Raw genomic sequence first — 17,586 nt, 5'->3', positions numbered from 1 at the left:
TCAGGCCGGGACGGGGACGCTCTGTTCCAGCAACTGCTGGTACAGGCGCACATATTCCATGTGGATCGCCCGGATCTCAGGACTGCGGGAACTTTCCGCGAGCCTGCGGTTGCGGTCCAGCCGCGCCTCGAAATAGCTGCGGTCGAAAGATGTGCCCATCGTCATGATATGCCTCCCGGAAAACTCGGAGGCTTCAATGTCCGACCGGGGTATGAGTTGCCGCGCCGCACGCGCTTTTCTGCTGCAATGCGATGGGGCGAGGGAGCGGCGCGCCCGGCCGATCAACCCATCGAGCGGAGCGCGGCGACGATCATGCCGGCCGCGCTTTTCGCCAGGCGTTCGGGGCTGATTTCGGGTGCCGACAGGCGGCGATGGCCAAGGCCGAACATGCTGGCGAGGACGATTTCCTCCGCCCCCTTCAACGCTTCGCCGGACAGGTCCGGATTGGCTGCGCAGGCGAAGCTGCCCAATGACTTGCGGAGCTGCGCGCACATTTCGACGATGGTCCTGCCGACGCGGGGATTGCGGAATCCTTCGGCCAATATGTCGAAGGACAGCGCCTCATGCGGGTTGTCCATACCCTCCAGCAGCAGCAGTTCGAACGTCCGTTCGATGCCGATCTCGCCCGCATCCAGCCGTTTCTGCAGGCCCAGTATGAGGGCTTCACGCTCGCGGATGTCGCTTTCCACGATCGCCTCGATAATATCTTCCTTGCCCTTGAACAGGCGATAGATCTGGCCGACCGACACCTGCGCCGCGGCAGCGAGTTCGGCCATGGATGTCTGGTGAAAGCCATGGACGGTGAACAGGTCGCGTGCGGCGTTCAGGACGCGGTCCCGTCCGCTCGGTTCATGCTGCATTGCAACCAAATTCCATCCCCAAGGCTTTTTTACTCTTGAACAATCTGTGGCATGTTCTTACCTGCGGCGCAAGTGGAATGAACGTTCATTCCGCCTGTCGGATTTTTCAGATGGAGCATCGACCGATGCAAAAGGGGATTTTTGTCGGGCTGTTGGCCTGCGTGTCGACCGTGGCGCTGGGGGGCTGCGGGCAAAAGTCGCAGCCAGTGCCGCCGCCGCCCGCCGTGGGCGTGGTGACGATGAAGGTCGAGAATGCACCGCTGACCGCCGAACTGCCCGGACGCATCGTGGCCGCTGAGACCGCTGAGGTCCGGCCCCAGATCAGCGGCGTGATTCGCCGCCGCCTTTTCACCGAGGGCGCTTTCGTGCGCGCGGGACAGATTCTCTATGAAATCGAGGACGCGCCCTACCGGGCCGCGCTCAGCCAAGCGCAGGGTTCGCTCGCACGGGCACAGGCATCGATCCGGGCGACCGGCTTGCAGGCGCAGCGTTACAAGGATCTGGTCGGGATCAATGCGGTCAGCCGCCAGGAGGCCGACAATGCCGATGCGTCCGCCCAGCAGGCGCGCGCCGATGTCGCGGCGCAGCGCGCGGCGGTGCAGGCGGCGCAGGTGAACCAGAATTTCACCCGCGTCCGGGCGCCGATTTCCGGTCGTATCGGGCGGTCGCTGTTCACGCCGGGCGCACTGGTGCAGGCGGGACAGGCCGATGCGCTGGCGACGATCCAGCGGACCGACATGGTCTATGTCGACGTGACGCAGTCGGCGGCGCAGATCATCGACCTCAAGCAGGCGATGCGGGCGGGCGGCGTCAGCGCCTATCAGGGCGCGCGGGTGCAGTTGCTGCTGCCCAATGGCAGCGTCTATCCGGTCGAGGGCCGGTTGCAATTTTCCGAAGTGACGGTCGATCCCAGTTCCGGTGCGGTCACGTTGCGTGCGACCTTCCCCAATCCCGACGGCTTGCTGCTGCCGGGCATGTATGTCCGCGCGAAGCTGGTCGAGGGGCAGCGGACCCAGGCGATCCTGGCGCCGCAGCAGGGCATTACCCGCGATCCGCGCGGCCGGGCGACGGCGATGGTCGTCGGCGCGGGCAACAAGGTGGAGGTGCGCCAGGTGGAGACTGACCGTCCCGTCGGCGACCGGTGGATCGTCACCAAGGGGCTGAAGGCGGGCGACAGGCTGATCGTCGAGGGGCTGGTCAACCTGCGCCCCGGCACCGTGGTTCAGCCGGGCCGGCCGCAGCAGGTGGTCGGGGCTGCGGGGCAGGCCAATGCGGGCGATGCCGGTCCGGGCCAGGCGCACGCCGGCGGAGCGCGATAAGTCATGGCCCGCTATTTCATCGACAGGCCCATCTTCGCATGGGTCATCGCCATCGTCATCATGTTGGCGGGGCTGCTGTCGCTCCGGTCGCTGGCCGTCGCGCAATTTCCGGAGATTGCGCCGCCTGCGGTGGTGATTGCGACCACTTACCCCGGCGCCAATGCCCAGACGCTGGAAAGCACGACGACGCAGATCATCGAGCAGCAGCTCAAGGGCATCGACCATCTCCGCTATTTTTCGTCGAGCAGCGATTCCGCGGGCAATCTGACCATCACCCTGACGTTCGAACAGGGCACCAACGCCGATATCGCGCAGGTGCAGGTGCAGAACAAGCTGGCGCAGGCGACGCCCCTGTTGCCGCAGGAAGTGCAGCAGCAGGGACTGCGCGTCACCAAGTCCAGCTCGACCTTCCTGATGGTGATGGCGGTTTATGCCGATGACGGCATCCATGACCAGCAGGATGCGGGCGATTTCATTTCGTCCACCCTTCAGGATCCGTTGAGCCGGGTGAAGGGCGTGGGCGACACCCAGATATTTGGTGCGCAATATGCGATGCGGGTCTGGCTGGACCCATACAAGATGGCCAATCTGGGCATCACGACCGGAGACGTGAAGTCAGCGATCCGGGCGCAGAACGCCCAGGTTTCGGCCGGGCAGATCGGCGGCACGCCCTCACCCAAGGGGCAGGCGCTCAACGCCACGGTCACCGCCCAGTCGCGGCTGCGCACACCCGAGCAGTTTCGCAACATCATGTTGCGCAACAATAGCGACGGATCGGTCGTGCATCTGTCGGATGTCGCCAGGGTGGAACTGGGGGCGGAAAATTACAGCTTCAGCGCCAAGTTCAACGGACATCCGGCCGCCGGTATCGGCATCAGGCTGGCGCCCGGCGCGAACGCGCTGGACACGGTCGCGGGCGTGAAGGGCCGCATCGGCGAACTGTCGAAGAATTTCCCGGCCTGGGTCAAATATGACTTTCCGGTGGACAATTCGACCTTCGTGAAGCTGTCGGTGGAGCAGGTCATCCACACGCTGTTCGAGGCGATCCTGCTGGTCTTCGTGGTGATGTTCCTGTTCCTCCAGAACTGGCGCGCCACGCTGATCCCGACCATTGCCGTGCCGGTGGTGTTGCTGGGGTCGCTGGCGATCCTTTATGCGGCGGGCTTCACCATCAATACCCTGACCCTGTTCGGCATGGTGCTGGCCATCGGCCTGCTGGTGGACGACGCGATCGTCGTGGTGGAGAATGTCGAGCGCATCATCCAGGAAGAGGGGCTCAGTCCCAAGGAGGCGGCGAAGAAGTCGATGGACGAGATCAGCGGCGCGCTGGTCGGCATCGGCCTGGTGCTGTCGGCGGTGTTCCTGCCCATGGCCTTCTTCGGCGGGTCGACGGGCGTGATCTTCCGCCAATTCTCCATCACCATCGTTTCCTCCATGGTGCTGTCGGTGCTGGTGGCGCTGATCCTGACCCCGGCGCTGTGCGCGACGATCCTGCAGCCCAAGGGGCACAGCCACATCTGGACCGGCTTCTTCGGTTCCCGCTTCGGCCGCTTCTTCGACTGGTTCAACCGCACCTTCGACCGCAACGTCGCGCGTTATGGCGCGACGGTGGAGAAGGTGGAGCGGCGCTGGGGGCGGACCATGCTGGTCTACGCGCTGATCGTGCTGGGCATGGGGCTGATCTTCCTGCGCCTGCCCGGCGGTTTCCTGCCCGATGAGGATCAGGGCATCATCATCAATCAGGTGGCGCTGCCGACCGGATCGACCATCGAGGAGACGGAGCGGACGCTCGCCAGGGTGCGCGATCATTACATGATCGACGAGAAGAAGAATGTCGCGGCCGTCTTCACCATTTCGGGCTTCGGCTTCGTGGGGCAGGGGCAGAATGTCGGCATCGTCTTCGCCCGGATGAAGGATTGGTCGGAACGCAAGGGCAAGGATAATGGCGTGGCCGCCATCGCGCTGCGCGCCAACATGGCCTTCCGCAAGATTTCGTCCGGCATGGCGATCGCCTTCGTGCCGCCTGCGGTGCAGGAACTGGGCAATGCGACGGGTTTCGACTTCCAGCTCGTGGACCGGGGCAATCTGGGCCATGAAAAGATGCTGGCGGCGCGCAACCAGTTGCTGGGCATGGCGATGGCCGACAAGCGGCTGGCGCAGGTGCGGCCCAACGGGCTGGAGGATGTGCCGCAGCTCAAGCTGGACGTCGATCAGGCGGCAGCCGGGGCGCTGGGGATCGCCCAGGCCGACATCAACGACACCATCGCGACCGCCATGGGCAGCAGCTATGTCAACGATTTCATCGATCGCGACCGGGTGAAGCGCGTCTATGTGCAGGCGGACGCGCCCTTCCGCACCACGCCGGAATCGATCGGCGCGCTGCATGTGCGCGGCAGCGGCGGCGTGATGGCGCCCATCTCCTCCTTCGCGACGACGCAATGGGCCTATGGTCCGGCCAAGCTGGAGCGGTTTAACGGCGTGCCCTCGATGCAGATCATGGGCGCCCCCGCCCCGGGCGTCTCGACCGGCGAAGCGATGAAGGCGATGGAGGAAATGGCTGCCAAGCTGCCTGCCGGTGTGGGCTATGAATGGAACGGCATTTCCTATGAGGAGCAGACATCGGGCGGGCAGGCGCCGGCGCTCTATGCGCTGTCGATGCTGATCGTGTTCCTGTGCCTGGCCGCGCTCTATGAAAGCTGGTCGGTGCCGATCGCGGTCATGCTGGTCGTGCCGCTGGGCGTGCTCGGCGCGGTGATCGCGGCGACGCTGGTCGGGCTCAACAACGACATCTATTTGCAGGTGGGCCTGATCACGACCATCGGCGTGTCGGCGAAGAATGCGATCCTGATCGTCGAATTCGCCGAGGAGAAGATGCGCGAGGGCCTCTCGCCTGCCAAGGCCGCTCTGGAGGCGGGCAAGCTGCGCCTGCGGCCGATTTTGATGACCAGCTTCGCCTTCGTCTTCGGCGTGCTTCCTCTGGCGGTGGCCAAGGGCGCGGGGGCGGGCGGCCAGAACGCCATCGGCTGGGCCGTGGTCGGCGGCATGTTGTCGGCGACGATACTCGCCATCTTCTTCGTGCCGGTCTTCTTCACCGTGGTGAAGCGGTTGTTCCGCGAACATCGCGCCAAGGACGAAAGCGGGCATGAGGGCAGCGCTCCCCTGGCGCCGCAAGAGGCTTGAAGGCAGAGGCATGAGGACGATGAACAAGATCAAGCTGATCCCGGCCGCTGCCCTGGCCATGACGCTGGCCGCCTGCGACAGGGGGCCCAAATATGTACGGCCCGCGCTGCCGGTGCCGCAGGAAAGCCCGCAGGGGGCTTCCTATGGCGGGGCGGACGGTCAGGCGATCGTTCCGGCGGATACGGCGTGGAAGGCGTTTTTCGTCGATCCACGGCTGGCCCGCGTGATCCAGACGGCGCTGGACAATAATCGCGACCTGCGCGTTGCGCTTGCCAATGTCGAGCAGGCGCGGGCGCAATATAAGGTGCAGCGCGCCGACCTGCTGCCGACGGCGGCGGCGAGCGGCGGGGCGACCTTTCAGGATACCCCCTTTTCCCAGGTGGGAAGCGGGCGCATCGACATCTACCAGGCGCAGGTCGGCGTGTCGGCCTGGGAAATCGATCTGTTCGGCCGGGTGCGCAACCTGACCAAGGCGGCGCAGGAGCAATATTTCGCGTCCATCGAGAACCGCAATGCCGCGCAGACCGCGCTGATCGCCGAAGTGGCCAATGCTTGGCTGGCGATGGCGGCGGATCAGGAGCGGCTGAAGATTGCGCGCGATCTGGAAAAGGCCTTCGGCCAGACGCTGGAGCTGACCCGGGCGCGCTTCGCCAAGGGGATCGCCTCCGAACTGGAGGTGCGTCAGGCGCAGACCAGCCACGATCAGGCGCGGTCCGATATCGCGCAGGCGACGACGCTGGTGGCGCAGGACCAGAATGCGCTGAACCTGCTGGCCGGGACGACCGTGCCGGTGGAGGATTTGCCCGCGGCCATGCCGGAAGGCGATGTGACGCTCGCCAATCTGCCTGCCGACCTGCCGTCGACGGCCCTGCTGCGGCGGCCCGACATCATGGCGGCGGAGCATCAGTTGCTGGCGGCCAATGCCAATATCGGCGCGGCCCGGGCGGCCTTCTTCCCCAGAATCTCGTTGACCGCGGCGTTCGGGACGATGAGCTTCGGCCTTTCCAACCTGTTCAAGTCGGGCAGCGATTATTGGTCGGTGGCGCCTTCGGCCAGCCTGCCGATTTTCGATTTCGGACGCAACCAGGGCAATTTGCGTTATGCGCGGGCCAGCTATGACGCGATGGTCGCGACCTATGAGAAGAGCGTGCAGACGGGTTTCCGGGAGGTGGCCGATGCGCTGGCCCGGCGGGGGACGATGACCGCCCAGCTGGAGGCGCAGGCATCCCTGCGGGACGCCGCGCGGGTCGGCTATCGGCTGTCCGAGGCGCGTTTCCGGGCGGGGGTGGACGGCTTTCTCACCACGCTGGATGCGCAACGGACGCTCTATAACGCGGAACAGAATCTGTTGGCGACGCGGCTGACGCGGGCGACGAACATGGTCGAACTCTATCGCGCCATGGGGGGCGGCCTCAAATGAGCGCGTCCCGCCGCTTTGATCGCAAGCGGCGGGAAGGCGACGGGCCGGTCATGCCCTATGGTGATGCCATCGCATGATGGAAAGGAATGGGCATGAGCTATTCATATCGGACGATGGCATCGCCTGTCGGTACGCTGACGCTGGTGGCGAGCGAGAAGGGGCTGGCCGCGGTCCTGTGGGAAAATGACGATCCGGACAGGGTGCGGTTGGCACCGCGGGTTCAGGCGGGCGATCATCCCGTGCTGGAAGAGGCCGAGCGGCAACTCGGCGAATATTTTGCGGGACGGCGGGAGATGTTCGACCTGCCGCTCGATTTTACCGGGACCGATTTCCAGAAGCGCGTATGGGCCGCGTTGCTGACGATACCCTTCGGGCAGACGCGCAGCTATGCCGATATTGCAAGGCAGATCGGCAAAGCCTCCGCCTGTCGTGCCGTGGGCGCCGCCAATGGACGCAACCCGATCTCGATCATCGCGCCCTGTCATCGTGTGGTCGGCGCGAACGGCGCGCTGACCGGCTTTGCAGGTGGTCTGGAAGCCAAGCGCTATCTGCTTGGACTGGAAGGCGGATCGTTCTGAGAGCCATGGAAAAATGGCGCACCCAAGAGGATTCGAACCTCTGGCCTTTGCCTTCGGAGGGCAACGCTCTATCCAGCTGAGCTATGGGTGCGTGTCGCTGATGCGTGAGGCCGATTAGCAAAGCCTTATCGCTCGCGCCAGCACCAAAATCACCTCAGGCCAATCTTATTTCGCCATTTTCTGCATCGGCTGGAATTTGCCAAGGCCGCAACTGGGCCCACGCTGCAACCCGCCAGCCTGATAGAGAACGGTGATGATGTCGACCGAACAGAGCTGGGACAGGCTGGTCTGGTACATGAAGCGCTTTTCGAAGCCCAGGCTGGGGCAACTGTTGGGCAGGAAGTTCCGATAGACCTTGTTGCCGTTCATGATGAAGTCGATGGTCCGGTCGTCGCGCACATTGGTGGTGCGGATCGACACGATCTGGACGCAGTCGACGGGCTTGCCGGACGGCACCAGATTATCGGGCTGGTCCTTTGCCAGCACAGGGCCAGCCGCGCACATCAGGGCAAGAGCCAGGGCGGCGTGCCGGGCGGGGCGAGAGATGGGGGCGGACATGCTATTCTCTCCTTTATCATGCCGGATGGACGCCGCCATGGCGGCCAGTCCGTCCGTTTTACCCCTTAGCACAGGCTCGCTGAACCTTGTGATAATGACGATCAACTCAGGCCGCCGTTCCCGGCGCGGGTGTCTTGGGCTTGAAGCGGCACAGGTCGGAGACGATGCAGCGCCAGCATTCGGGCTTGCGCGCCTTGCACACATAGCGGCCGTGCAGGATCAGCCAGTGATGCGCGTCGCGGCGGAAGGGGCCGGGAACGCGCTTGTCGAGTTTGAGTTCGACGGCCAGCGGCGTCTTGCCGGGGGCGAGACCGGTGCGGTTGCCGACGCGGAAAATATGGGTATCGACCGCGAAAGCCTCCTGCCCGAAGGCGGTGTTGACGACGACGTTGGCGGTCTTGCGCCCGACGCCGGGCAGGCTGGTGAGGACATCGCGATCCTGCGGTACCTCTCCGCCGAAATCGCGGACCAGCATTTCCGACAGGGCGATGACATTCTTCGCCTTGGCATTGAACAGGCCGATCGTCTTGATGTGCTGCTTGAGGCCCTCTTCGCCCAGGTTGATCATCTGCTGCGGCGTATGGACTTCGCGGAACAGGGCGCGAGTCGCCTTGTTGACGCCGACGTCGGTGGCCTGCGCCGACAGCACGACCGCGACCAGAAGCTGATAGTCATTGCCATATTCCAGCTCCGTGCGCGGCGCCGGATTGGCTTCCGCAAGGCGGCTGAAAAAGTCGAAGATCTGCTCCTTGTTCATCGGATCACAGGTCCAGCACGCCCTTCATGTCATAGCGGCCGGCCGGCTGCTTCATCAGCCATTGCGCGCCCCTGACTGCGCCCCGCGCGAAGATGACGCGGTTTTCGGCGCGATGACCAATCTCGATCCGCTCGCCTTCCGTGGCCAGGATCACCTGATGGTCGCCCGCCACCGAGCCGCCGCGCAGCGCGGCGAAGCCGATGGCGCCCTTCGCCCGCGCGCCGGTGATGCCGTCGCGGCCACGTTCGCTGTTTTCGGAAAGGGCGATGCCGCGCCCGCGCGCTGCCGCTTCGCCCAGAAGCAGGGCGGTGCCGGAAGGCGCATCGACCTTGTGCCGATGATGCATCTCGACAATCTCGATATCCCAATCGTCGCCCAGCCGGGAGGCTGCCTGCTGCACCAGCGCGGCGAGCAGGTTGACGCCCAGCGAGGTATTGCCGGTCTGGAGCACTGGAATATGCTTTGCAGCCTTGTCGATCATCGCATGATGCTCCGGTTCCAGGCCCGTGGTGCCGATCAGCACCGGCTTCTTCGCGGCGATGCAGGCGTCCAGATGCGCGGCAAGAGCGGCAGGAACGGAGAAATCGATCAGCACGTCGCTCCTTTCCGCCAGCGCCCGCGGATCGGTGGAGATGGTAACGCCCTGGATCAGTTCCGCGCCGCCATGCCGATCGGTGCCGCCCGCTATATCCAGCCCGGCTTCCTTCGCGACCTGCGCGATGGCGTGTCCCATGCGACCCGCCGCCCCGAAAATGCCGATGCTGCTCATGTCTCTTTATCCCTGCCTTGCCTAGGGTCGATCGATCCTGGGCTTGGCCGATGCCAGAGCGTGAGGGCTTTGTCATCCCTTGCCGAGCGACTAGAGAAGCCGCATGAATGATATTCGCAACATCGTGATCCTGACCGGCGCGGGCATTTCAGCCGAAAGCGGCCTAGCGACCTTTCGCGGGCCCGATGGGCTGTGGGAAGGGCATCGAGTGGAGGATGTCTGCACGCCCGAGGCGCTGGCGCGCAATCCGGCGCTGGTGCATCGCTTCTATGACGAGCGACGCGCCAAGCTGGCCGAGGTGAAGCCCAATGCTGCACATGAGGCGCTGGCGGCGCTGGATGCCGCCTGGCCCGGCGAGTTGCTGATCGTGACGCAGAATGTCGACGATCTGCATGAGCGGGCGGGGGCGAAAAGGCTGATCCACATGCATGGCGAATTGCGGTCGGCGTTTTGCGCGGCCTGCGGCAGGGCGGTGCCTTGGGTCGAAGCCCTGCCGCCCGCGTCGCCGTGCGGCGGTTGCGGACAGCCGCGGATGCGGCCGGACATCGTCTTTTTCGGCGAAATGCCTTATGAGATGGACCGGATCGAGGAGGCGTTGCGGCGCGCCGATCTGTTCGTGTCGGTGGGCACGTCCGGCGCCGTCTATCCGGCGGCGGGCTTTGTCCAGACGGCTCGCCATGTCGGGGCGCGCACGATCGAACTGAACCTCGATCCCTCGGCGGGCAGTTTCTATTTCGAGGAGAGCCGAATGGGACCGGCGAGCAGGCTGGTGCCGGAACTGGTCCACGACCTGCTGGCCTGAGGGGCTATTCGGCCGGGGCGGCGTTGTCGGCCGGTTCCGGCTCGTCCTGATAGAGCAGCATCACCGATCCGTCCTGCCCGTCCACCACCCGGACCGGCAGGCTAAGGCGCAGGGCGGAGAGAAATTCCCGGCTGTCGGTGATGCGGAAGCGGCCACCGATGCGCAGGGAGGAAACCCGCGTGTCCCCGATCAATATGGGTGCGGTGCGATAGCGGTTGAACTCGCTGGCCGCCTGTTCGATGGTTTCGCCATCCAGTTCCACCATCTGTTCGCGCCAGGCGGTGCGCTGGCCGATCAGCTTCGAACCCAGATGGGTGAGCGATATGCTGCGCGGCTGGATGACGGCGCCGCTGCCGGCGCTGACCTGCTGTGCCACTTTGGCGCCGGAATGAACCGTGACGGTGCCCTGCGTCACGGTCAGTTCGACCATCGAGGGACGCAGGCGGACGTTGAAGGCGGTGCCGACGGCGCGGATGACCGCCGACCGGGCTTCCACGTCGAAGGGGCGGGAAGGGTCATGGGCGACGTCGAAGGACGCTTCCCCCTTCGAGATGCGCACCTTGCGGCCATGATCGGTGAAGCGGACCTCCGCGGCGCTGTCGCTGTTGAGGTGCAGGATGGACCCGTCGTCCAGCGCGATGTCGCTGATCTGGCCGATGCCGGTCTCATAATGGTCGACGCCGCTGAAGGTGCGGACGGTGACGATCGCGGCGACGATGAACAGCATGACAGCGACGGCGGCGGCGATCATGATGTTGCGGGACAGGCGGCGCTGCTGTTCCTCGCTGACGATGGCTTCCATCGGCGGCAGGTTGACTTCGGCGGCGGCGCTCTTCAGCCGTTCGGCTGCATCCCAGGCGGCTTCGGCACGGGCGAAGGCTATGGCGTTGCGGGGGTCCGATTCGACCCAGCGGCAGATTTCCGCTTCGTCTTCCGGGCTGGGATCGCTATTGAGCCTGGCCAGCAGGCGCGCGGCTTCCGCCTCGATCTTGTCCCTGCTTCCGTAGCCCGAATCTGGTCCCGACGCCTGCACGTTCGAAATCCGTTTCCTCACGTTCCGCCCAGGCCCGCATAACTATCGCGATCGCTTTGGCCAGATGTTTTTCAACAGTAGAAACGGATAGCGACATCTCCTCCGCTATTTCGAGCATCGATTTTTCGTGGATGCGGCGGAGAATGAAGACGCGGCGGCACTGTGTCGGCAGCGAATCGACGATGGCTTCGACCTGGCGGAGCGCTTCGCGGGCGTGGAGTTGCGCCTCCACATTGTTCTCGCCCTGGAGCAGTTCGAGATCGGCGATCGTTTCGAAACTCACCACCTTGTTGCGGCGGGCGGTGTCGATCACCAGATTGCGGGCGATGGTGAACAGATAGGCCCGGCCGGTGGTCACATTTTCCCAGTTTTCGGTGGCATAGGCGCGGGCAAGAACCTCCGCCACCATATCCTCCAATTCCTGATTGGCAGGGATGATCCTGCGGAGGCGCCCGCGTAGAGCCGCTTCCTGTGGCAGGATTACCGTCTTGAACCAGTCCAGTTTAGCGCGAACCCTGTGCACGTTGACCCCCTTGATGTCAGCCGCGCCTCTCCCGCAATTCATGTGTTTGTCATAGTTCAATCATGGATGCAGGGGCCTGTCCAGCGTTGCCATGACGATTATTTCCCGTTTCTGTGGAAAACCGGTCGCCTGTTACCGAATTGCACCGAATGAGCGGTGTCAGGCCGGCGGCAGTTCGGGAGGCGCACGATCGGGCTGGTCGAAATCGGGGCCTTGCGGCACGATTTCCGGCGGCTGGCCTGGCGGCGTTTCCGCGGGCGGGGCCGGAATGGGATTTTCGGGCGGGGACTGCGGTTCGATGATATCGGGCGGCGGAATGCCATCGGGGGCCGGATCGGGTTGGGTGGCCATGGTCGGATCTCCTTCATAAAGGGTACGCGTGGGCGGTCATGGCGGTTCCCCACCGACTTATCCCCAGCTTATCCACAGCCTTGACCTGTGGGCCTTGCTTCGGGAGACTCTTTTCTCTATGCCGCGCCGACCGGCGACCGATGCGGGCGTGGCGAAATTGGTAGACGCGCCAGATTTAGGTTCTGGTATCGCAAGATGTGGGGGTTCGAGTCCCTTCGCCCGCACCAGTTGCGCCAGACTCAATGGATGCGCAGGCGCCAACGATATTCAGCTGAAGAAAGCGTTTGAGAGAAGAGATGCAGACTGTCGAGACGTTGAACGAGGGCCTGAAGCGCGCCTACACCGTGACCATCACGTCGAAGGACATCGACGCCCGCGTGGAAAAGGAAGTGGCCGCCATCGCGCCGCAGGTCCGCATGCCCGGCTTCCGCCCCGGCAAGGTGCCCGCCAACCTCGTCAAGAAGATGCACGGCGAATCGCTGCAGCGCGACGCGCTCAACAATTCGATCCAGGATAGCATCCAGAAGCTGATCGCCGACAACAAGCTGCGTCCCGCGATGCAGCCCTCCGTCGAGCTGGATGAAGGCTTCGAATTCGGCAAGGATGCGGAGATCAAGGTCGCCCTGGAAGTGCTGCCCGAAATCGCGGCGCCGAGCATCGAGGGCCTGAAGCTGGAGCGCCTGACCGCCGAAGTCGCCGACGCGCAGGTCGATGAGGCCGCCGGCCGCATCGCGACCCAGCAGGGTGCGCTGGAAGAGCATGCCGCCAGCCACAAGGCGAAGGACGGCGACACGCTGACCATCGATTTCGTCGGCAAGATCGATGGCGAAGCCTTTGAAGGCGGTTCGGCCGAGGATGTGAAGCTGAAGATCGGTTCGGGCCAGTTCATCCCCGGCTTCGAAGAGCAGCTGACCGGCGTCAAGAAGGGCGACGAGAAGACCATCACGGTCACTTTCCCCGAAGATTATGGCGCGGCCCATCTGGCCGGCAAGGAAGCGACCTTCGACGTTACGGTCAAGGCGATCCTGGACGCCGACAAGCCCAAGCTGGACGACGATTTCGCCAAGTCGCTGGGCCTGGAAGGTCTGGACAAGCTCAAGGAGCTGCTGAAGGGCCAGATCGAGCAGGAACATAATGGCCTGACGCGCACCTACATGAAGCGCAAGCTGCTCGACCAGCTGGCCGCCGCGCATGATTTCGACGTGCCGCCGAGCATGGTCGAGGCCGAATTCAACCAGATCTGGGCGCAGCTTCAGCATGAAGCGACCCATGAGGAAGATCCCGAAGCGGCGCTCAAGGAAATGGAAGCCGAGAAGGAGGATTATCGCGCCATCGCGGTGCGTCGCGTCCGTCTGGGCCTGCTGCTGTCGGAAATCGGCCAGGCCAATGGCGTGGTCGTGTCGGATCAGGAGATGAACCGCCTGATCATGCAGGCTGCGCAGCAGTACAGCCCGCAGGATCGCGAGCGTTTCGTTCAATATGTCCGCCAGGACCCGATGGCCGCGGCGCAGCTTCGCGCGCCGCTTTATGAGGACAAGGTCGTCGACTTCCTGTTCGAAAAGGCCGAAATCACCGATCGCACGGTCAGCCGCGAAGAGCTGGAAGCCGCGATCGAAGCCGAGGATAGCGACCTGAAGCCCCACGTCCATGGTTCGGACTGTGGTCATGACCATCATCATGACGAGAAGCCCAAGGCCAAGAAGGCGGCTCCGAAGAAGAAGGCCGAGGCTGAAGAAGCTGCTCCGGCTGCCGAGGAAGCCCCCAAGAAGGCGCCTGCCAAGAAGGCTGCCGCCAAGAAGGACGAGGCCGTAGCCGAGGAAGCTGCTGCCGAAGACAAGCCCAAGGCCAAGAAGGCTCCGGCCAAGAAGGCTGCCGCCAAGGCTGAATAAGGCCGTTCCGGTCTGACTGGACAAGCGCCCGGCTTCGCAAGGAAGCCCGGGCGCTTTTCATTTCCTTCGCTTTTCATTTCTGCCGCGACATGGCAGACGAAATGTCAATCAAGCCCATTAATGTCGACAGGGGGCAGGGCGTTACCAAGGTTTGGGTCGATGAGGGAATATCCGGCAGTGGAAAGCGGGGAGGGCGTCGCCACGCCACGGATTGCGGTCATCCTGCCCTGCTATAACGAGGCTGGCGCCATCGTTCAGACAGTGGAGGATTTCCGCAGGGTGTTGCCGGCTGCGGACATCTATGTCTTCGACAATAACAGCAGCGACGGCAGCCGCGAACTGGCGGCCGGGGCAGGCGCCATCGTCCGCCGGGTGAGCCAGCAGGGCAAGGGCCATGTGGTGCGCCGGATGTTCGCGGACGTCGATGCGGATATCTACATCATGGCCGATGGCGATGCGACCTATGAGGCTGCCGCCGCGCCCAGGATGGTCGCGGCCATGCTGGAGGATAATCTCGACATGGTCGTCGGTTCGCGGCGAAGCGAGATCGAGGAAGCCTATCGGAAGGGACATCGCTTCGGCAATTGGGCGCTGACGAGCCTGCTCAAGCAGCTTTTCGGGCGCAGCTTCACCGATATTCTCTCCGGCTATCGCGTCTTTTCGCGGCGTTTCGTCAAGAGTTTCCCGGTATTGTCGGCCGGTTTCGAGATCGAAACGGAAATCAGCGTCCATGCGCTGGAACTGTCTATGCCGGTTGCCGAGATCGTCACGGCCTATGGCGCGCGGCCGGAAGGATCGGTGAGCAAATTGTCCACCTATCGCGACGGCTGGCGCATATTGCGGACGATCATCACCCTCTATCGTATCGAGCGGCCGATCCTGTTCTTCGGGATCATCGCCGCGATCCTGGCGGCGACGGGGCTGGGTCTGGCGGTGCCGCTGATCCTTACCTATATGAAGACCGGCCTGGTGCCGCGGTTTCCCACCGCCATATTGGTGACGGGCCTGATGATCCTGGCCACCCTGTCGGGCATGTGCGGCCTGATCCTCGACACCGTCGTCCGGGGACGGCGGGAGATGCGGCGGCTGGCCTATCTCGCGTTCCGCGCTCCCTCCGATTTCGCGCGCCGGGACTGAACAAATCGACGCCCGGTTCAAACCCCGGCACGCGACCCCTTGAACAGTCTGCCTTTTGTGCCGATGTAGAGGGCGGGCAAAAGCAACACACCCTGAAAGAGCAAAATGACCGATATCATGTCCGATCCCATGGCCGCTCTGGTCCCCATCGTTATCGAACAGTCCAACCGGGGCGAGCGCAGCTTCGACATTTACTCGCGCCTGCTGCGCGAGCGGATCATCTTCGTGACCGGTCAGGTCGAGGACCATATGGCCTCGCTGATCGTGGCCCAGCTGCTGTTCCTTGAGTCGGAAAATCCGAAGAAGGACATCTGGATGTACATCAACTCGCCCGGCGGCGTGGTGACGTCCGGCATGGCGATCCACGACACGATGAAATATATCCGTCCGCAGGTCGGCACCGTCTGCATCGGCCAGGCCGCCTCCATGGGCAGTTTCCTGCTGGCCGCCGGTGAGCCGGGCAAGCGCATCGCGCTGTCGAACGCCCGGATCATGGTGCACCAGCCGTCGGGCGGCGCGCAGGGCATGGCGTCGGACATCGAGATCCAGGCCAAGGAAATCCTGCGTATCCGCAGCCGCCTGAACAACCTCTATGTTCAATATACCGGCCGGTCGCTGGAGGAAGTGGAGCGGGCGATGGACCGCGACACCTTCCTGGAAGCCGAGGAAGCCAAGGCGTTCGGTCTGGTCGATGAAGTGTTCGACCGTCGTCCGGTCGTGGCGGAAAGCAGCGAAGGCTAAAGCCGATATTTGCCGCGATGCGCCCTTTTCTCCCCTTGTGAAACGGGCGCGTCGCGGTCTAGGATGAACCTGGGACCACCATATCCCTCGGCACGGGCGGCAGTTCGCCTGAAAGAGGGAAGAGAGAATGGCGAATGACTAAGCTTACGGGCTCCGATTCTAAAAGCACGCTTTACTGCTCCTTCTGCGGCAAGTCGCAGCATGAGGTGCGTAAGCTGATCGCGGGGCCGACCGTGTTCATCTGCGATGAGTGCGTGGAACTGTGCAACGACATCATCCGCGAGGAGACCAAGGGCGGTCTTGTCGGCAAGAAGGATGGCGGCGTGCCGACCCCGCAGGAAATCTGCGATGTGCTGGACGATTATGTGATCGGCCAGAACCGGGCGAAGCGTGTACTGTCGGTCGCTGTCCACAATCATTACAAGCGCCTCAACCACGGCTCCAAGCCGGGCGAGGTGGAACTGGCCAAGTCGAACATCCTGCTGGTCGGACCTACCGGCTGCGGCAAGACGCTGCTGGCGCAGACGCTGGCCAAGACGTTCGACGTGCCCTTTACCATGGCGGATGCCACGACGCTCACCGAGGCGGGCTATGTCGGCGAGGATGTGGAGAATATCATCCTCAAGCTGCTGCAGGCGTCCGACTATAATGTCGAGAAGGCGCAGCGCGGCATCGTCTATATCGACGAGATCGACAAGATCAGCCGCAAGGCGGAAAACCCCTCGATCACCCGCGACGTGTCGGGCGAGGGTGTGCAGCAGGCATTGCTGAAGCTGATGGAGGGCACGACGGCTTCGGTTCCCCCGCAGGGCGGCCGCAAGCATCCGCAGCAGGAGTTCCTCCAGGTCGACACGACCAACATCCTGTTCATCTGCGGCGGCGCTTTCGCTGGTCTGGAAAAGATCATCGGCGATCGTCTGGAGGCGAAGTCGATCGGTTTCGGTGCCCATGTCGCCGCACCTGAGGAGCGCAAGACGGGCGAACTGCTGCGGCAGAGCGAGCCGGAAGATCTGTTGAAATTCGGGCTGATCCCTGAGTTTGTCGGCCGCTTGCCGGTGATCGCGACGCTGGAAGATCTGGATGTGACCGCGCTGGTCAAGATCCTGGTCGAACCCAAGAACGCGCTGGTGAAGCAATATGCCAAGCTGTTCGACATGGAGAATGTGGAACTGAGCTTCACCGACGATGCGCTGACCGCGATCGCCAGGAAGGCGATCGAGCGCAAGACCGGCGCGCGCGGACTGCGTTCGATCCTGGAAGCCATATTGCTCGATACCATGTTCGACCTGCCATCGATGGAAGGCGTAGGCGAGGTGGTGGTCGACAAGGATGTCGTCGCCGGCAGCAAGGAACCGATTCGCGTGTTCAGCGAAAAGGACAAGCGGGCGGAAGACGCGGCCTGACTAGCGCGCTGCAGCAGCATAAATGACGGCAAGGCCGGCGAGTTTCGCCGGCCTTTTTCGTATCTTATTCCCGCGGAAGAAAAAAATCTTGCTGCGTTGCAAAATTGCACCAGTGTTAAACAGACTTCACAGTTCCCCATAAAATACAGCAAAAACAATTGGTTGTACGGTTGAGTCATTGTCCAGCGAGCACTTCGTTGGACGCTTGTGATGCGCTGCCTCCGAGGTGTTGTTGTATTGTAGTAAAACTGCAATCAGAGCATCAC

At 63.5% G+C, this 17,586-nt stretch carries 17 protein-coding genes and 2 tRNA genes; 10 read left to right on the top strand and 9 right to left on the bottom strand.

Going from position 1 to position 17,586, the window contains the following annotated elements; genetic code table 11:
* Both MJ601_RS01160 and MJ601_RS01155 read right to left on the bottom strand, forming a co-directional pair.
* The gene (locus MJ601_RS01160) at positions 1–165 is read right to left on the bottom strand and encodes a hypothetical protein (protein ID WP_242122734.1); all 165 of its coding nucleotides are present in this window, start codon (positions 163–165) and stop codon (positions 1–3) included.
* Positions 166–281: 116 nt separating this feature from the next.
* Positions 282–869, bottom strand: coding sequence for a TetR/AcrR family transcriptional regulator (locus MJ601_RS01155; RefSeq protein WP_242122733.1), 588 nt, complete (start codon positions 867–869; stop codon positions 282–284).
* 116 nt (positions 870–985) lie between these two features.
* On the opposite strand from MJ601_RS01155, the gene MJ601_RS01150 reads away from it, so the two are divergent.
* The 4 genes from MJ601_RS01150 (at position 986) to MJ601_RS01135 (ending at position 7,357) form a co-directional block, all read left to right on the top strand.
* On the top strand, positions 986–2,179 hold the full coding sequence (locus MJ601_RS01150) for an efflux RND transporter periplasmic adaptor subunit (protein ID WP_242122732.1): 1,194 nt from the start codon (positions 986–988) through the stop codon (positions 2,177–2,179).
* A gap of 3 nt (positions 2,180–2,182) precedes the next feature.
* Entirely contained in the window at positions 2,183–5,359 is a 3,177-nt protein-coding gene (locus tag MJ601_RS01145) for an efflux RND transporter permease subunit (protein WP_242122731.1), read from the top strand.
* 19 nt (positions 5,360–5,378) lie between these two features.
* Positions 5,379–6,779, top strand: a complete 1,401-nt coding sequence (locus MJ601_RS01140) for an efflux transporter outer membrane subunit (protein ID WP_242122926.1) — start codon at positions 5,379–5,381, stop codon at positions 6,777–6,779.
* Positions 6,780–6,871: 92 nt separating this feature from the next.
* Entirely contained in the window at positions 6,872–7,357 is a 486-nt protein-coding gene (locus MJ601_RS01135; RefSeq protein ID WP_242122730.1) for a methylated-DNA--[protein]-cysteine S-methyltransferase, read from the top strand.
* 14 nt (positions 7,358–7,371) lie between these two features.
* Here the strand turns inward: MJ601_RS01135 and MJ601_RS01130 are convergent.
* From MJ601_RS01130 to dapB, 4 genes are all read right to left on the bottom strand, one after another.
* A tRNA-Arg gene (locus tag MJ601_RS01130) sits at positions 7,372–7,448 on the bottom strand.
* A 74-nt stretch (positions 7,449–7,522) separates the two neighbouring features.
* Entirely contained in the window at positions 7,523–7,915 is a 393-nt protein-coding gene (locus MJ601_RS01125; RefSeq protein WP_491572870.1) for a hypothetical protein, read from the bottom strand.
* Between the two features lie 106 nt (positions 7,916–8,021).
* A complete protein-coding gene (gene nth, locus MJ601_RS01120) occupies positions 8,022–8,672 on the bottom strand; it encodes an endonuclease III (protein WP_242122729.1) in 651 nt (216 codons plus the stop codon).
* Positions 8,673–8,676: 4 nt separating this feature from the next.
* Entirely contained in the window at positions 8,677–9,441 is a 765-nt protein-coding gene (dapB, locus tag MJ601_RS01115) for a 4-hydroxy-tetrahydrodipicolinate reductase (RefSeq protein WP_242122728.1), read from the bottom strand.
* 103 nt (positions 9,442–9,544) lie between these two features.
* Here dapB and MJ601_RS01110 point away from each other — a divergent pair, with 103 nt between their 5' ends.
* Positions 9,545–10,243: an NAD-dependent deacylase gene (locus MJ601_RS01110; protein WP_242122727.1), complete on the top strand. Its 699-nt coding sequence runs from the start codon at positions 9,545–9,547 to the stop codon at positions 10,241–10,243.
* Positions 10,244–10,247: 4 nt separating this feature from the next.
* On the opposite strand, the gene MJ601_RS01105 is transcribed toward MJ601_RS01110, so the two are convergent.
* The 3 genes from MJ601_RS01105 to MJ601_RS01095 form a co-directional block, all read right to left on the bottom strand.
* Complete coding sequence (locus MJ601_RS01105; RefSeq protein WP_242122726.1) at positions 10,248–11,276, bottom strand: FecR family protein; 1,029 nt, start codon at positions 11,274–11,276, stop codon at positions 10,248–10,250.
* Positions 11,191–11,799 carry a sigma-70 family RNA polymerase sigma factor gene (locus tag MJ601_RS01100; protein WP_242122725.1) on the bottom strand — a complete coding sequence of 203 codons (609 nt, stop codon included), beginning with the start codon at positions 11,797–11,799 and terminating at the stop codon, positions 11,191–11,193. The genes MJ601_RS01105 and MJ601_RS01100 overlap by 86 nt, the downstream gene beginning before the upstream one ends.
* A 159-nt stretch (positions 11,800–11,958) precedes the next feature.
* Positions 11,959–12,150 (bottom strand): hypothetical protein, encoded by a 192-nt coding sequence (locus MJ601_RS01095; RefSeq protein ID WP_242122724.1) that lies wholly within the window; start codon positions 12,148–12,150, stop codon positions 11,959–11,961.
* Between the two features lie 142 nt (positions 12,151–12,292).
* Between MJ601_RS01095 and MJ601_RS01090 the strand changes: the two genes are divergently transcribed.
* The 5 genes from MJ601_RS01090 to clpX all read left to right on the top strand — a co-directional run bounded on the left by MJ601_RS01090 (position 12,293) and on the right by clpX (position 17,320).
* Positions 12,293–12,377: transfer RNA gene (locus tag MJ601_RS01090), tRNA-Leu, on the top strand.
* 69 nt (positions 12,378–12,446) lie between these two features.
* Positions 12,447–14,039, top strand: a complete 1,593-nt coding sequence (gene tig / locus MJ601_RS01085; RefSeq protein ID WP_242122723.1) for a trigger factor — start codon at positions 12,447–12,449, stop codon at positions 14,037–14,039.
* A 159-nt stretch (positions 14,040–14,198) separates the two neighbouring features.
* Positions 14,199–15,176, top strand: a complete 978-nt coding sequence (locus tag MJ601_RS01080) for a glycosyltransferase family 2 protein (RefSeq protein ID WP_242122722.1) — start codon at positions 14,199–14,201, stop codon at positions 15,174–15,176.
* 105 nt (positions 15,177–15,281) lie between these two features.
* Entirely contained in the window at positions 15,282–15,917 is a 636-nt protein-coding gene (clpP, locus tag MJ601_RS01075; RefSeq protein WP_192668550.1) for an ATP-dependent Clp endopeptidase proteolytic subunit ClpP, read from the top strand.
* A 134-nt stretch (positions 15,918–16,051) separates the two neighbouring features.
* A complete protein-coding gene (gene clpX / locus MJ601_RS01070) occupies positions 16,052–17,320 on the top strand; it encodes an ATP-dependent Clp protease ATP-binding subunit ClpX (RefSeq protein ID WP_242122721.1) in 1,269 nt (422 codons plus the stop codon).
* Positions 17,321–17,586: the final 266 nt, after the last annotated feature.

Origin of the sequence: Sphingobium trunci, assembly GCF_022664535.1 — a bacterium.
Lineage (GTDB): Bacteria > Pseudomonadota > Alphaproteobacteria > Sphingomonadales > Sphingomonadaceae > Sphingobium.
Note: the sequence above shows the minus strand (reverse complement) of the source record. Positions and strands in the feature narration are given on the sequence as shown.

Bases quoted from the DNA above. Each gene is read 5' to 3' on its own strand.
- clpX (WP_242122721.1), top strand. From the start codon at position 16,052: ATGACTAAGCTTACGGGCTCCGATTCTAAAAGCACGCTTTACTGCTCC.
- MJ601_RS01160 (WP_242122734.1), bottom strand. From the start codon at position 165: ATGACGATGGGCACATCTTTCGACCGCAGCTATTTCGAGGCGCGGCTG.
- dapB (WP_242122728.1), bottom strand. From the start codon at position 9,441: ATGAGCAGCATCGGCATTTTCGGGGCGGCGGGTCGCATGGGACACGCC.
- clpP (WP_192668550.1), top strand. From the start codon at position 15,282: ATGACCGATATCATGTCCGATCCCATGGCCGCTCTGGTCCCCATCGTT.
- MJ601_RS01080 (WP_242122722.1), top strand. From the start codon at position 14,199: ATGAGGGAATATCCGGCAGTGGAAAGCGGGGAGGGCGTCGCCACGCCA.
- MJ601_RS01135 (WP_242122730.1), top strand. From the start codon at position 6,872: ATGAGCTATTCATATCGGACGATGGCATCGCCTGTCGGTACGCTGACG.
- nth (WP_242122729.1), bottom strand. From the start codon at position 8,672: ATGAACAAGGAGCAGATCTTCGACTTTTTCAGCCGCCTTGCGGAAGCC.
- MJ601_RS01140 (WP_242122926.1), top strand. From the start codon at position 5,379: ATGAACAAGATCAAGCTGATCCCGGCCGCTGCCCTGGCCATGACGCTG.
- MJ601_RS01145 (WP_242122731.1), top strand. From the start codon at position 2,183: ATGGCCCGCTATTTCATCGACAGGCCCATCTTCGCATGGGTCATCGCC.
- tig (WP_242122723.1), top strand. From the start codon at position 12,447: ATGCAGACTGTCGAGACGTTGAACGAGGGCCTGAAGCGCGCCTACACC.
- MJ601_RS01095 (WP_242122724.1), bottom strand. From the start codon at position 12,150: ATGGCCACCCAACCCGATCCGGCCCCCGATGGCATTCCGCCGCCCGAT.
- MJ601_RS01110 (WP_242122727.1), top strand. From the start codon at position 9,545: ATGAATGATATTCGCAACATCGTGATCCTGACCGGCGCGGGCATTTCA.
- MJ601_RS01125 (WP_491572870.1), bottom strand. From the start codon at position 7,915: ATGTCCGCCCCCATCTCTCGCCCCGCCCGGCACGCCGCCCTGGCTCTT.
- MJ601_RS01150 (WP_242122732.1), top strand. From the start codon at position 986: ATGCAAAAGGGGATTTTTGTCGGGCTGTTGGCCTGCGTGTCGACCGTG.